General features: G+C 68.4%; 14 protein-coding genes. 10 read left to right on the forward strand and 4 right to left on the reverse strand.

The genetic code is table 11. The annotated features are described in order from the left end of the window. Positions 1-2 precede the first annotated feature (2 nt). Genes JVH1_RS25605 through JVH1_RS25615 form a run of 3 tightly spaced genes read left to right on the forward strand, consistent with a single transcriptional unit; the run spans position 3 to position 2,970 of the window. The gene (locus JVH1_RS25605; RefSeq protein ID WP_009475004.1) at positions 3-1,214 is read left to right on the forward strand and encodes an acyl-CoA dehydrogenase family protein; all 1,212 of its coding nucleotides are present in this window, start codon (positions 3-5) and stop codon (positions 1,212-1,214) included. Continuing rightward, positions 1,211-2,236, forward strand: coding sequence for a phosphotransferase family protein (locus JVH1_RS25610; RefSeq protein WP_009475003.1), 1,026 nt, complete (start codon positions 1,211-1,213; stop codon positions 2,234-2,236). Before JVH1_RS25605 ends, JVH1_RS25610 begins: the two co-directional genes overlap by 4 nt. Continuing rightward, entirely contained in the window at positions 2,233-2,970 is a 738-nt protein-coding gene (locus JVH1_RS25615) for an SDR family oxidoreductase (protein ID WP_009475002.1), read from the forward strand. Before JVH1_RS25610 ends, JVH1_RS25615 begins: the two co-directional genes overlap by 4 nt. Here the strand turns inward: JVH1_RS25615 and JVH1_RS25620 are convergent. Beyond that, positions 2,958-3,518, reverse strand: a complete 561-nt coding sequence (locus JVH1_RS25620) for a hypothetical protein (protein ID WP_009475001.1) — start codon at positions 3,516-3,518, stop codon at positions 2,958-2,960. The two genes, JVH1_RS25615 and JVH1_RS25620, sit on opposite strands and share 13 nt — an antisense overlap. Before the next feature lie 94 nt (positions 3,519-3,612). On the opposite strand from JVH1_RS25620, the gene JVH1_RS25625 reads away from it, so the two are divergent. From JVH1_RS25625 to JVH1_RS25650, 6 genes are read left to right on the forward strand one after another with little or no spacing between them, the layout of a single operon-like run. Next, positions 3,613-4,119, forward strand: a complete 507-nt coding sequence (locus JVH1_RS25625; RefSeq protein ID WP_009475000.1) for a methylated-DNA--[protein]-cysteine S-methyltransferase — start codon at positions 3,613-3,615, stop codon at positions 4,117-4,119. Further along, positions 4,116-4,607 carry an RNA polymerase sigma factor gene (locus JVH1_RS25630; RefSeq protein ID WP_009474999.1) on the forward strand — a complete coding sequence of 164 codons (492 nt, stop codon included), beginning with the start codon at positions 4,116-4,118 and terminating at the stop codon, positions 4,605-4,607. The genes JVH1_RS25625 and JVH1_RS25630 overlap by 4 nt, the downstream gene beginning before the upstream one ends. Then, positions 4,604-5,206: a methylated-DNA--[protein]-cysteine S-methyltransferase gene (locus JVH1_RS25635; protein ID WP_009474998.1), complete on the forward strand. Its 603-nt coding sequence runs from the start codon at positions 4,604-4,606 to the stop codon at positions 5,204-5,206. The genes JVH1_RS25630 and JVH1_RS25635 overlap by 4 nt, the downstream gene beginning before the upstream one ends. Then, complete coding sequence (locus JVH1_RS25640; protein ID WP_009474997.1) at positions 5,203-5,913, forward strand: 2OG-Fe(II) oxygenase; 711 nt, start codon at positions 5,203-5,205, stop codon at positions 5,911-5,913. Before JVH1_RS25635 ends, JVH1_RS25640 begins: the two co-directional genes overlap by 4 nt. Before the next feature lie 5 nt (positions 5,914-5,918). Continuing rightward, entirely contained in the window at positions 5,919-6,575 is a 657-nt protein-coding gene (locus JVH1_RS25645; RefSeq protein WP_011595099.1) for an alpha-ketoglutarate-dependent dioxygenase AlkB, read from the forward strand. Continuing rightward, a complete protein-coding gene (locus JVH1_RS25650) occupies positions 6,572-7,423 on the forward strand; it encodes a DNA-3-methyladenine glycosylase (protein WP_043778960.1) in 852 nt (283 codons plus the stop codon). Before JVH1_RS25645 ends, JVH1_RS25650 begins: the two co-directional genes overlap by 4 nt. Here JVH1_RS25650 and JVH1_RS25655 read toward each other — a convergent pair. Both JVH1_RS25655 and JVH1_RS25660 read right to left on the reverse strand, forming a co-directional pair. Further along, positions 7,420-9,642, reverse strand: a complete 2,223-nt coding sequence (locus tag JVH1_RS25655) for an MMPL family transporter (protein WP_009474994.1) — start codon at positions 9,640-9,642, stop codon at positions 7,420-7,422. The genes JVH1_RS25650 and JVH1_RS25655 overlap by 4 nt on opposite strands. An 83-nt stretch (positions 9,643-9,725) precedes the next feature. Continuing rightward, on the reverse strand, positions 9,726-11,261 hold the full coding sequence (locus tag JVH1_RS25660) for a bifunctional 3'-5' exonuclease/DNA polymerase (protein WP_085998401.1): 1,536 nt from the start codon (positions 11,259-11,261) through the stop codon (positions 9,726-9,728). A 122-nt stretch (positions 11,262-11,383) separates the two neighbouring features. On the opposite strand from JVH1_RS25660, the gene JVH1_RS25665 reads away from it, so the two are divergent. Beyond that, positions 11,384-11,593 carry a hypothetical protein gene (locus JVH1_RS25665; RefSeq protein WP_009474992.1) on the forward strand — a complete coding sequence of 70 codons (210 nt, stop codon included), beginning with the start codon at positions 11,384-11,386 and terminating at the stop codon, positions 11,591-11,593. 1 nt (position 11,594) lies between these two features. On the opposite strand, the gene JVH1_RS25670 is transcribed toward JVH1_RS25665, so the two are convergent. Next, the gene (locus JVH1_RS25670; RefSeq protein ID WP_009474991.1) at positions 11,595-12,938 is read right to left on the reverse strand and encodes a YhgE/Pip domain-containing protein; all 1,344 of its coding nucleotides are present in this window, start codon (positions 12,936-12,938) and stop codon (positions 11,595-11,597) included. Positions 12,939-12,999: the final 61 nt, after the last annotated feature.

Below are 12,999 nucleotides of genomic sequence, written 5' to 3' on the forward strand. Positions count from 1 at the left end.
TTGTGGCGATCGATCTGTCCTACGCACCCGAGGTGACCGCGCTCGTCGAGAAGACCGAGGCGTTCATCCGCGAAGTCGTGCTGCCCATCGAGGACGAGCACGGCGGCGACATCACAGCTGCCGGTGGCGACACCCTGCGCGTGGAGCTGCAGAAGGCAGCCAAGGACGCCGGAGTCTTCGCCCCGCACGCACCCGTCGAGTACGGCGGGCACGGCCTGAACATGACCGATCGCGCGCCCGTCTTCGAGGCTGCGGGCTATTCGCTGTTCGGTCCGACGGCCCTGAACATCGGGGCACCTGACGAAGGCAACGTCCACATGCTCGCGCACATCGCCAGCCCGGAGCAGAAGGAGCGGTTCCTCGCCCCGTTGGCGCACGGCGACATGCGGTCGGCGTTCGCCATGACCGAGCCGTCGCCCGGAGCCGGCTCCGACCCCTCGGCGCTGACCACGCGCGCCGAGAAGGTGCCGGGCGGGTGGAAGATCAACGGCCACAAGTACTTCATCACCGGCGCCGATGGCGCGGGATTCTTCATCATCTTCGCCCGCACCTCCGGCGTGCCCGGCGACCGCGGCGGCGCCACGATGTTCCTCACACCGGCCGAGGCCGAGGGGCTGAGGGTGGGACGCCACATCGACACCCTCGACCGGGCGATGATCGGTGGGCACTGCGAGGTGTTCTTCGAGGATCTGTTCGTCCCCGACAGCGGGGTTCTCGGCGAGGTGGACCAGGGATTCGCCTACGCCCAGGTCCGGCTCGGGCCCGCCCGGATGACACACGTCATGCGCTGGCTCGGTGCGGCGCGCCGCGGCCACGACGTCGCCGTGGCACACGTCGCGCAACGTGACGGTTTCGGCGGCAAGCTGGGCGATCTGGGCATGGTCCAGAAGATGGTCGCGGACAACGAGATCGACATCGCCGCCAGCCGGGCGCTGTTGACGCGGGCATGCTGGGAACTCGATCAGGGCGGCCACGCGAGCAACTCCACGTCCATCGCCAAGACCTACGCCTCGGAGGCCATCTTCCGGATCGTCGACCGCTCCATCCAGATGTGCGGCGGTCTCGGCGTGTCCGGCGACCTGCCCCTCGCCCGGCTGTCCCGCGAGGTGCGACCGTTCCGCGTCTACGACGGACCGTCCGAGGTGCACCGCTGGGCCATCGCCAAGCGTGTCGTGGGTGCCGCGAAGAAGGCCGCGCGGGAGGCGGGCGCATGAGCGAACATCGGGGGCTCGATCTCGTTGCGCTGCACAAGTTCCTGTCCGAGTCGGGCGTTCCTCTCGACGGTGACTTGCGGGCCGACCTGATCGCCGGCGGCAAGTCCAACCTCACGTACGCCATCTTCGACGACTCCTCGCGGTGGGTGCTGCGAAGGCCGCCCACCGCGGGGCTCACACCGTCGGCGCACGACGTTGCCCGCGAGTTCCGCATCACGTCGGCGCTGCAGGGCACCGACGTCCCGGTGGCCGCCACCGTCGCACTGTGCGAGGACGACAGTGTGATGGGCGCGCCGTTCACGGTGGTGGAACATGTGACGGGTCAGGTGATCCGGACCAAGTCGGATCTCGAGGCGCTGTCCGGCGACGACATCGACTCGTGCACCGACGAACTGGTCCGTGTGCTCGGTGCGTTGCACAACGTCGACTACGACGCCGTCGGCCTGGGCGAGCTCGGCCGCCCGGACGGGTACGTGGCCCGGCAGGTCAAATTGTGGGCGAGTCAGTGGGGGCGGGTGAAGACGACGGACTCCGCGGACGTCGACCGCCTGCATGCCGCGCTGGTCGAATCGATTCCGCAGCAGTCGGAGTCGTCGATCGTGCACGGCGACTACCGCATCGACAACACCATCCTCGCGTCCGGCGACGTGAGCACCGTCGCGGCGGTCGTGGACTGGGAACTGTCGACCCTCGGCGACCCCCTCACCGACGTCGCCCTGATGTGCGTCTACCGGCATCCGGCTCTCGACCTGGTGCTCGGCGAACCGGCGGCCTGGACGAGCCCGCGACTGCCGTCGGCCGACGACCTCGCGCAGCGTTACACCGTGGCGTCGGGGCGCGAACTGGTCCACTGGAACTTCTACCTGGCGCTCGCGAACTTCAAACTCGCCGTCATCGCCGAGGGCATCAACCACCGCTACCGTGTCGGCGCCACCGTCGGTGAGGGGTTCGACAAGGCGGGCGACGCGGTGCCCGAATTCATCGCGGCCGGCCTGCGCGCCCTGAAAGGACAGACCGTATGAGTCGCACCGCACTGATCACCGGTGCCTCACGTGGTATCGGACTCGGCATCGCCACCCGTCTCGCCGAACAGGGGTACGGGCTGACGATCACCGCCCGCGATCGTGATCGGCTCGAGTCCGTGGCCGCCGACCTGCGGACCGCAGGCGCGAAGGACGTCGTCGTGGTCGCCGGTGACCTCGCTGACGAGGAATCCGCGGGACGCGTCGTCGAGGCGCACGCCAACGCCTACGGTTCGCTGAACGCGCTGGTACTCAATGCCGGGGTCGGAACCGCGGGCCCCATCGGCGAGTTCCCACTGAGCCGATTCGACAAGAGCCTCGGAGTCAACCTGCGGGCGCCGTTCAGCCTGCTGCAGCAGTCGCTGCCGCTGCTCCGGACCGGTGCGGCGGAGAACCCGGGGCGCGGGTCCAAGGTCGTGGCCCTGGCATCGATCACCGGCGTGTACGCCGAGGCGGGGCTCGCCGTCTACGGGGCGACCAAGGCCGCGCTGATCTCCCTCACCGAGACGCTGAACGTGGAGGAGTCGGGCAACGGCGTCTCCGCGACCGCGCTCGCCCCGGCGTACGTCGACACCGACATGTCCGCGTGGATCCACGACACGATCCCGCCCGAGGCGATGATCGAGGTCGACGACATCGTCGAACTCGTCGACGCCCTGCTGCGGCTGTCGTCGCGCGCGGTGGTCCCGAAGATCGTCGTCGGACGCGCCGGAACGGACGGCTACCGCGCGTAGTCCTCGTCCTCCTGGGCCTCGCCGCGCTTGCGGAAGAACTTGAACCCGGGGACGCCCTGGATCGCCTGGCGCACGCCCTGGACCTCCTCGAGGAGTTGGTGGATCTCCGGCGACACGGTGTCGAGGGTGGCCAGGATCGGCAGCAGCCCCTCCATGCGGAGGGTCAGCTCGGGCAGGTGGTTCACCAACCCGATCGCGGCGTGAATCTCCTCCTCGGTGAGGTCGTCGACGAACCGCTGTGCCAGTGGGGCGGCCTTCGTCGCCAGCGGCTCGTACAGGCCGATGAGGGTCTGCGCCGACGCGGACGCGTGGTCGGCGGTGGAGACGACGGTCGCCGCCGATTCCGCCACCGCGTTCGCCCTCGACACGGCGATCTCGGCGCCGTCGCTGATCGCCTCGATGCGGGCAATCAGCACTTCGACCTGGTCCAGAAGGGTGCCGATCCGGCCGGGAAGGGAGACGACGAGTTCAGCGGTGTCCGCCGACCACCGGACGATCCCGGTGACGGTACGCACCAGGTCGCGGGTGCCGAGTTGTACGAGAGCCATCGGCCCATCCTGCCTGATGCTTTTCGCACCTCACGTTTCGGTCGTGGCAGACGTCTACCTTTCAGAGGCCCGTACACCTGGAAGGATTGGCACCGTGAATGCCGACCGAGCAACACACACAGTCATCGATTCACCGATCGGCCCCCTGACGCTGGTGAGCGTCGACGGGGTGCTGAGCGGCATCTACATGGTCGAACACCGGCATCAGCCCAATCCCGCTACGTTCGGGGAACGCGACACCGCAGGTTTCGACGAGGCCATCACCCAGCTCACCGAATACTTCGACGGCAGGCGAACCGAGTTCACCGTCCCGCTCGCCGCGCGTGGCACCCTGTTCCAGCAACGAGTGTGGGACGCCCTGCGCACCATCCCGTACGGCGAAACGTGGACGTACGGTCAGCTGGCCGACTCCCTCGGCACCCCGACCGCGGTTCGTGCGGTGGCGGCGGCGAACGGCAGAAATCCGATCAGCATCATCGTTCCGTGCCACCGCGTCATCGGGAGCAACGGCAGCCTGACGGGGTACGCGGGCGGGCTCGACCGCAAACGGTTCCTGCTCGAACGCGAAGCGGAACGGGCGGGACTCCGGCTGAGCCGATGACCCTGAAACCGTTCGAAGACGTCGTGGCCGAGCACGGCCCGACGGTGCTGCGGGTCTGCCGGGCCGTGGTCGGTCCGGTGGACGCCGAGGACGCCTGGTCGGAGACGTTCATCGCCGCGATGCGGGCGTACCCCGACCTGCGTCCCGGGAGCAACGTCGAAGCATGGCTGGTGACGATCGCGCACCGGAAAGCGCTCGACCACATACGTGCGCGTGACCGGCGGCCCGTCCCCACCGACGAGCTTCCCGAGCAGACCACCGACCGCGGACTTCCCGGCGGTCACGACGCCGAGTTGTGGAACTCGGTCGGCGCCCTGCCGATGAAGCAGCGGGCTGCGGTGGCGTATCACTACCTGGCCGGGCTGCCGTACACCGAGATCGCGGTGATCCTCGGCAACTCCCCGGACGCGTCGCGGCGGGCGGCCGCCGACGGCATTGCGGCGCTACGCAAGACCCTCTCGATCTCTGTGAGTGGAGACATCACATGAACATCCCCGACATCGTCTACGCCCTGTCCACGTCGGACTCCGCGGTCGAGCAGAAACTGCGTGAGCGGCTCGCCGCCCTCGCCGCCGAGGCAGGTCTCCTCGACGTCGCGTACCGGACACTCGACACCCCCGTCGGTTCGCTCCTGCTCGCCGCCACCGATCGCGGGCTGGTGCGGGTCGCCTTCCCCAGCCAGGATCACGACGCCGTACTGCAGACCCTCGCCGAGCAGATCAGCCCCCGGATCCTGCGCGCACCCGCCCGACTCGACAGGGTGGCCCACGAGATCGACGAATACTTCCTCGGCGAGCGCACGAGTTTCGACATCCCGCTGGACTTCAGGCTGTCCAAGGGATTTCGGCTCGAGGTTCTCCACCATCTTCCCGAGATCGACTACGGCCACACCGCGAGTTACGCCGCGGTCGCGGCGGCCGCAGGCAGTCCGAAAGCTGTGCGCGCGGTCGGAACCGCCTGCGCGCTCAACCCGCTCCCCGTCGTGGTTCCCTGCCACCGGGTGGTCCGCAGTGACGGCAGTATGGGGCAGTACGCGGGTGGGCCGGAGGCCAAGTCGATCCTGCTGACATTGGAGGCAGCGGCATGACCATTTTGACGCAACGCGTGAACGACCTGGATTGGCAGGGTCTCCACGCCGAGACCGATGCCGCCGGATGCGCGCAATCGGAGCAGATCCTGACCGCCGCGGAATGCGGGCAGATCGCGGACATGTACGAGGAGGTCGAGCGTTTCCGGTCCACCGTCGACATGGCCCGGCACCGTTTCGGCTCGGGACAGTACCGGTACTTCGACTACCCGCTACCGGAGGTCGTGGCCGAACTCCGCGCCGCCTTCTACCCGAAACTGCTTCCCGTGGCACGGGACTGGGCCGCCAAGCTGAGGCATCCCTCGCCGTGGCCGGACACCCTCGGCGAATGGCTGGACATGTGCCACGACGCCGGCCAGAAACGAGCGACACCCATCCTGCTCAGCTACCGCGCGAACGACTGGAACGCGCTGCACCGCGACCTCTACGGTGACCTCGTGTTCCCGTTGCAGGTGGTGATCGGCCTCGACCGTCCGGGAGTGGACCACGAGGGCGGCGAGTTCATGCTCGTCGAGCAGCGGCCCCGCGCCCAGTCCCGGGGCACGGTGACGACGCTGCAGCAGGGGCACGCGCTGATCTTCACCACCAGGGACAGACCCGTGCGCTCGACCCGCGGTTGGTCGACGGGACCGGTACGGCACGGTGTCAGCACCGTTCGGCGCGGCACCCGCCGAACCCTCGGCCTGGTCCTGCACGACGCCGAGTGACCGTGATGTCCGCCTTGATACCCCGCCCCCGAACCGAGGTGGCGCCCGGCGCCGTCCACGTACCCGACTGGCTCACGCCGGCCGCGCAACGCCACCTGGTGGCCGAATGCCGGCGCTGGGCCACCGCACCGGTCCCGATGCGGGCCGCGCAACTGCCGACGGGGCATCGCATGTCGGTGCAGACCGTGTGCCTAGGCTGGCACTGGAAACCGTATTCCTACTCGCGCACCGCCGAGGACGCGGGCGGTGGCCGCGTCGCGCCGGTGCCCGGCTGGCTGGTCGAACTCGGCCGGCGGGCGGTGAGCGAGGCCTACGGGCAGCCAGCCGACGGGTACACACCCGACGCCGCGCTGATCAACTTCTACGACGACACCGCGAAGATGGGCATGCACCAGGACAAGGAGGAGCGGTCCGATGCGGCCGTCGTGTCGTTGAGCATCGGCGACACGTGCACATTCCGCTTCGGCAACACCACCACCCGCACCAAGCCGTACACCGACGTCGAGTTGCTGTCGGGCGACCTCTTCGTGTTCGGTGGCGAGTCCCGGTTCGCGTATCACGGAGTGCCGAAAGTGTTTCCAGGCACGAGTGATCCGGCCTGTGGGCTGACAACGGGCCGACTGAACATCACACTGCGGGTGACGGGACTCGAGGACGCATGAGAGTGCAACTGCCCTACCGGGGTCCGTTCACCCATGCGCCGCTGTGGGGCGCGCTCCGCGCCCACACCGTGTCCGGACTCGAGCGACACGACCCCGACGGAACACACACCCGGGTGGTGAACGGTCCGCACGGGCCCGCTCTGGTGTCCGTCGTCGTCCGTCCCGCCGACGGGTACGTCGAGGCGCACCTGACACCGGCGGATCCCGGAGACGTCGAGGCTGTGACAGCCGCGGTCCGGCGCTGGCTCGACCTCGACGCGGATCCGCTGCCGATCGACGCCGCGTTGAGCCATCATCCGCAACTGGCTCCGCTGGTGGCGCTGCGTCCGGGTCTGCGGCGCCTGGGGAGCGTGGACGGATTCGAGACGGCGGTTCTGACTGTTCTCGGACAACAGGTTTCGCTGGCAACAGCCCGGACGTTCGGCAGCCGGCTCGTGCACGCATACGGCCGGCCGGTCCACGACGGATTCTTCGCGTTCCCCGAACCGGAGACGCTGGCAGCGCTCTCACCCGAACAGTTGCGCTCTACTCTCGGCCTCACCGGCGCCCGGGCCAGGACGGTGCTCGCGCTGGCCGAGGCGGCGTCCGACGGTCTGAGTCTCGGCGCGGACACCGACCCGGCCGAATTCCGGGCCGGTCTGCTCGCACTGCCCGGCATCGGTCCGTGGACGGCGGACTATCTGACGGTGCGGGTGCTGGCCGACCCGGATGCGTTCACACCCGACGACCTCGTCCTCAAGCGCGCGCTGGGGGTCAGGACCGGCAGGCAGGCAGCGGAACTGGCCGAGCCGTGGCGGCCGTGGCGGGCCTACGCGCTGTTCCACCTGTGGACGGACGAAGCGTATTAATCCTTTGCTTTCGCCAGCGCCGACGGCCACCAGATCTTCTTGCCGATGTCGTGGGAGAGCGCCGGGACGAGGATGCTGCGCACGATGATCGTGTCGAGCAGCACACCGAACGCGACCGCGAAACCGACCTCGGCGAGGAACACCAGGGGCAGCACACCCAGCACCGCGAACGTCGCGGCGAGCACGACACCGGCCGACGTGATGACGCCACCGGTCACTGCCAGCCCACGCAGCACACCGGATTTGGTGCCGTGTTCCTCGGTTTCCTCGCGGACCCGGGTCATCAGGAAGATGTTGTAGTCGATGCCGAGCGCCACGAGGAACACGAACGCGAACAGGGGGAACGCCGGATCTGCATTCGCGAAATGGAAGACGTGGGTGAAGAAGAGTCCGCACACCCCGAGGGTGGCTGCGAACGACAGGACCACGGTGGCGATGAGGATGATGGGCGTGAGCAGGGCCCGGAGCAGGAGGGCCAGCACGACGAAGATGACGACGAGAACGATCGGGATGATCAGGTTCCGGTCGTGCACCGACGCCGTCTGCACGTCGAGAGTGGTTGCCGTGCTGCCACCGACGAGCGCATCGGCACCGGGCACGGCGTGCGCTGCGTCGCGCAGTCGCTTCACCGTCTCGAGGGCTTCCGGGGAATCGTACGAGTCCGCGAGCGTCACGTTGACGACCATGCGGCCGTCGATCGGTGCGGCCGTGAGGAAGTCGGGTGCGCACCCCTGCCCCGCCGCCGACGCCACCGCGGCCGGATTGGACTTGACGAGTGCAGACAGCTTCTCGACATCGACCTGCGGGCACACCGCGCCGGGATCCGTCGACACCCCGTCCACACCGCTCACGGCCGCGATGACCGCGTCCGTCTGATCGGCATTGGTGACGATGACGGCAGGCGCGCCGGCACCAGGATCGAACTTGGAGTCGTACAACTCCTGACCGACGACGGCGTCGGGCCGGTTGGTGAAGTTCTCCGACGACGACAACCCGTCCGTCTTCAGACTGCCGATGCCGACCAGGAACAGCACGGCCAGCAGCACCGTCGTACCGATCCAGAGGGGGCGGTCCTTGCTCCCGACCTGGGCGGCGATCCTGCCCCACAGACCGTGCGTGGTGAGGTCTGCGGCCTCGTCCACCTTCGGTTTCCGCGGCCAGAACACCCACCGCCCCGCCGCGGACAGCGCCACGGGCAGGAACGTCATCATCACGAGGTACGTGCACGCGATGCCGATCGCGGCGACCGGCCCGAGACTCTTGTTGGAGTTCAGTTCGGAGAACGTCAGGCACAGCAGACCGAGGATGACGGTGACCGCCGACGCCGTGATGGCGGGGGCGGATTCCTTCCACGCCTTGATCATGGCGTCGAACCGGCTGGGATAGAAGTGCAGTTCTTCCCGATATCGGGAGATCAGGAGGAGCGCATAGTCGGTGCCCGCACCGATCACGAGGACGAACAGGATGCCCTGGCTCTGTCCGGTGAGTGTGAGCACCTCCGCCTTGGCGAGGAAGTAGATGACCATCGACGCCAGGCCGAGCGCGAGTAGCGCCGAGAAGAGCGGGAAGAACCACAGCACCGGGGAGCGGTAGACCACCAGCAGGATCAGGACGACCACGAGCAGCGCGGCGCCCAGCAGTGCGCCGTCGAGCCCGGCGAACGCGTCGATGAACGCCACCAGGAGGCCACCGGGACCGGCAGGAAGCACCTCGAGCCCGGCGGCCGCGTTCTTCGCGGCGGTGAGGACGTTCTCCTCGGTGGCGGCGAGCACATCGCCGGCGACCGCCGTGCCGTCCTCCTTCGCGACGAGGGGAACGAAGATCGATGCCGTGGTGCCGTCCTGGGAGAACTGTGTCTGGGCCATGCCTTCGGCGTCGACCCCGTCGACTGCCGCGATGGCGTCACGTGCCTGGGCGATGGCGGCCTTGTCCTGCTCGGTGAGCGGGGAGTCGCTGTGGAACAGCACGAAACCGGGGATGGTTTCGACGGTGAGGAACTTGGACGATTCGTTGGTGACGATCGTCGATTCGGCGGAACTCGACAGGTAGGCGGCGTTGTCGTTCTTCTGGACCTCGGTGAGCTTTCCCTGGAAGGACCCCCCGAATCCGCCCGCGAAGAACGCGATGATCGCGATGGCCACGATGGTGAACGCAGGCCAGCGGAATCTGCGCGGCGTCTCGCCGCTGGTGCTCGAGTCCGTCGAATCCAACTTCGTCATGGGTTCTCCTTCGCCGCCCCCGCCAGCAGTGCGTCCCAGTACACCATGTCGAGCGCACCCGCGACACCGGAAATCCGCGCGCGTCAGGCCTCGTCGGAGGTTTCGGCGTAGCAGTCCCGCACCGCCACATCCATCGGGAACCGCACCCGCGTCTCGCCGAACAGCAACCGGGTGGCTACCTCGACCGCGCCCAGAACGTGCCGCGTCGCCGAGTCGGGGTCCCGGGTATGCACCATCACCTCGTCGTGCTGGAAGAAGACGAGTTCACTGTCCGGGTCGTCGGCCAGCCGGCGCCGCAGGTCCGCGAGCACGCACAGTGCCCACTCGGCTGCCGTGGCCTGTACCACGAAGTTTCGGGTGAACCGGCCGCGCGTCCGGGCGTCGCCGTGCGACCAGAAATCGGGTGACGGCGGTGGGCACGCCCGGCCGAGCCACGAGTGCACGACCTCGCCACGTTCACCGGCACGGGCCGCCCTTTCCACATATTCGACGGCGACAGGAAAGCGGGTGCGCAGCAGGGTGAGCAGCGAACGGGCCTCGCCCGCGGTGGCGCCGTACAGAACACCGAGGATCGCGACCTTGGCCTTGCCACGATCGCCGTCGAACGTCTCCGCCGCCACCGGTGCATACAGGTCGTCGGCGCCCGCCGCGGCGACCATGCGGGCGTCACCCGACATGGCGGCCAGGATGCGGGGTTCGAGTTGGCCGGCGTCGGCGATGACGAACGTGTGACCCGGGTCGGCGATCACGCTCGACCGCAGCGGTTTCGGAATCTGCAGTGCGCCGCCGCCGCGGCTCGCCCAGCGGCCGGACACCACGCCGCCGGGGACGTAGACGGGCCGGAACCGGTCGTCGCGGACCCAACTGTCCAGCCACTGCCAGCCGTTCGTGCTGAACAGCTTGGACAGATCGCGGTGGCGCAGCAGCAGCGGCACGGCGGGATGATCGACCTCGCGCAGCAGGTGTTTGCGGGTCGACGCGAGTTCGATGCCCTCACGGCGAAACGCGTCGACGACCTCGACGTGGGACGCCGGGTTGATGCGACGGCCGAACGCCGACCCGATCTCCACGGTCACGTCCTGGATGCGCTGCGGCAGGTCGTACCCGGCCGGCCGCGGCCCGAGCGCCGCCTCGAGGAAGGCGCGATGGGTGCGGGTGGAGAACGGCAGGCCGTCGACGCTCATCTCCGCCGCGGCCAGCGCACCCGCGGACTCGGCTGCCACCAGCAGGTCGAGCCGTGCATCGTCACCGATCGTCTTCCGCTGTTCCGCGAAGTCCGCCACCACCTGCGCCGGATCCGTGGTGGGTGCGGTCTCGAACAGTCCGGGGCGTTCGTCGACGGGTTCGCCTGGGGGCGGCGCGGGAACACCGTCGCGCATGCTGAGGATGGCGTGGGTGAGCGCGAGGTCCTGGCAGCGCCGCACGCGCACCCCGGTTCGCAGCAGCGCCGGATAGACGGCCGCGGTACTCGTCCAGACCCAGCGGGGGTGCTCGGTGGCCTCGATGTCGCGGACCGCGGCCACGACGTCGGAGTGACGGCGTGGCGACTCGACCGGAACGCCCGCGGGATCGGTGCGAACGGTCGTCGCGCCACCGTCGGCGTCGGGAACCAGGACCATTCTCACGGGCCCAGTCTGCTCCGCGTCACCGACAGCTGTTAATCCGCCGTCGGGCGGGGGTGAACCCGCAGGTCGGCACTACACTGAACGCAGACGCTTCTCGCCGGAAGGAGGGGCATCCGATGGCAACCATCGAAGAGTTCGAGCAGACGGTGACCGACAAGGTGATCGCCGGACTGCACGACAGGTTCGCCGACTACGAGCGCCGCGGAGTCGGACTCGCGGAACTCGGCGACCCCGATCGGTTCGTCGAACGGATCCTGGCGGCGGTGCCCGCCCCGCATCCCTGGTACGAACAGTTCGGCACGGCCTGGTCGTCGACGCCCGCGTGACTCACGCCCCGGCCGCGTCCACCGGTTCGGGTTCGGTCTGCGCCTTGTGGCGGCGATGCAAACCCTTGCGGTCGTAGAACCGGGTGATGACGGCGCCGAAGACGAGGCCGATGAGAAGGCCGGCGAGGGTCATCCACACCGCGTGGATGAGCCCTGCGTCGCCCGCTGCGCCGAAGAACATGATCGCGCGCACCCCGATGTAGATCTGGTGCATCGGTTCGAACTCACCGAGCCAGGTGTATAGGCGCGGCGCCGCCTCGAGCGGGATCGTGCCGCCCGACGAGGGCAGCGCCAGGACGACGAACACCAGCAGGTTGATGAGCAGGCCCAGGTTGCCGAACGCGGCCATCACGGACATCGCCGTGATCCCGACCGCGGCGATCGCGAAGGCGCCGTACTCCCACAGGGCGAGCGGGTCGGTGATCGGCAGGCCGAGGGCGGAGCTGATCCAGAGGTACAGACCTGACACGATCATCGCCAGCACAACCATCACCGCCCATTTGATCAACAGGGTGTTGAACCGTGAGATCGGGACCGCCTCGTTGTGGAGGTACAGCGGCCCGACCTCGGTCGGAGTGAATCCGAGCATGCCGTCGATGAGGGTGCTCGCGATGGTCGCACCGGTGAAACCGGCCAGGACGATCAGGAGCGCGTAGTAGAACGCCGCCAAGCCGAAACCGGTGCCGTCGGGCAGCGGGTTGTGGGCCACGACCCGCACGTCGATGGGGTCGTCGAGCACGAGCCGGCTGGCCCCCGACAGCTGGAGGTCGGGGGCTGTCGCCTGGAGTTGCTGCGTCACCTGGGTGGTGAGCTGCTGGCCCATCGTCTGATTGGCCTTGTCCAACGCCATCTCACCGATGTTCTGGACGAGGTTCGCACTGATCGTGCCTGCGCGGGGGTTCGTGTAGATCGTGATCACCGGACGCTCGACGTCGCCGGGAATCACGCCGGCCTGGGCGAGGATGAACGTGCGCTTCGTGAAGTCGCTCGGTATGACGATCGCGCCGTAGATTTCCCCGTTGTCCAGCGCGGACTGAGCCTGCGCGATCCCGATCTGCCGAAGTTCGATCTTGTCCGGATCGACACCCTCGACGAGCCCGGCGGCGATCTGGTCGCCGAAATTCTGCTGCTGAGGCGGGTTGGAATTGGGTGTGGTGTTGCCCTCGTCCTGATTGACGAGCGCGATGGGGAAGTGGTTGAGGTGCTTGGTGGGGTTGAGCATTCCACCCATGTACAGCGCGGCCAGCAGGGACATGACGACGGAGACGAGGAGCAGGGGAGCGATCCAGAACCGTGGTGTCCGGAGCACGCTCATCCTGCCTGTACCGCTGGTTTCGTCAGCCATGTCCCCTCGCATCCTCCCGTGTCCGGGCCGACCCTGGGATCGACCAGCGGGATCAAGAGTA

The organism is Rhodococcus sp. JVH1 (assembly GCF_000280725.2).
Lineage (GTDB): Bacteria > Actinomycetota > Actinomycetes > Mycobacteriales > Mycobacteriaceae > Rhodococcus_F > Rhodococcus_F jostii_A.

Bases quoted from the DNA above. Each gene is read 5' to 3' on its own strand.
- JVH1_RS25610 (WP_009475003.1), top strand. From the start codon at position 1,211: ATGAGCGAACATCGGGGGCTCGATCTCGTTGCGCTGCACAAGTTCCTG.
- JVH1_RS25615 (WP_009475002.1), top strand. From the start codon at position 2,233: ATGAGTCGCACCGCACTGATCACCGGTGCCTCACGTGGTATCGGACTC.
- JVH1_RS25620 (WP_009475001.1), bottom strand. From the start codon at position 3,518: ATGGCTCTCGTACAACTCGGCACCCGCGACCTGGTGCGTACCGTCACC.
- JVH1_RS25630 (WP_009474999.1), top strand. From the start codon at position 4,116: ATGACCCTGAAACCGTTCGAAGACGTCGTGGCCGAGCACGGCCCGACG.
- JVH1_RS25635 (WP_009474998.1), top strand. From the start codon at position 4,604: ATGAACATCCCCGACATCGTCTACGCCCTGTCCACGTCGGACTCCGCG.
- JVH1_RS25640 (WP_009474997.1), top strand. From the start codon at position 5,203: ATGACCATTTTGACGCAACGCGTGAACGACCTGGATTGGCAGGGTCTC.
- JVH1_RS25645 (WP_011595099.1), top strand. From the start codon at position 5,919: ATGTCCGCCTTGATACCCCGCCCCCGAACCGAGGTGGCGCCCGGCGCC.
- JVH1_RS25650 (WP_043778960.1), top strand. From the start codon at position 6,572: ATGAGAGTGCAACTGCCCTACCGGGGTCCGTTCACCCATGCGCCGCTG.
- JVH1_RS25655 (WP_009474994.1), bottom strand. From the start codon at position 9,642: ATGACGAAGTTGGATTCGACGGACTCGAGCACCAGCGGCGAGACGCCG.
- JVH1_RS25660 (WP_085998401.1), bottom strand. From the start codon at position 11,261: ATGGTCCTGGTTCCCGACGCCGACGGTGGCGCGACGACCGTTCGCACC.
- JVH1_RS25665 (WP_009474992.1), top strand. From the start codon at position 11,384: ATGGCAACCATCGAAGAGTTCGAGCAGACGGTGACCGACAAGGTGATC.
- JVH1_RS25670 (WP_009474991.1), bottom strand. From the start codon at position 12,938: ATGGCTGACGAAACCAGCGGTACAGGCAGGATGAGCGTGCTCCGGACA.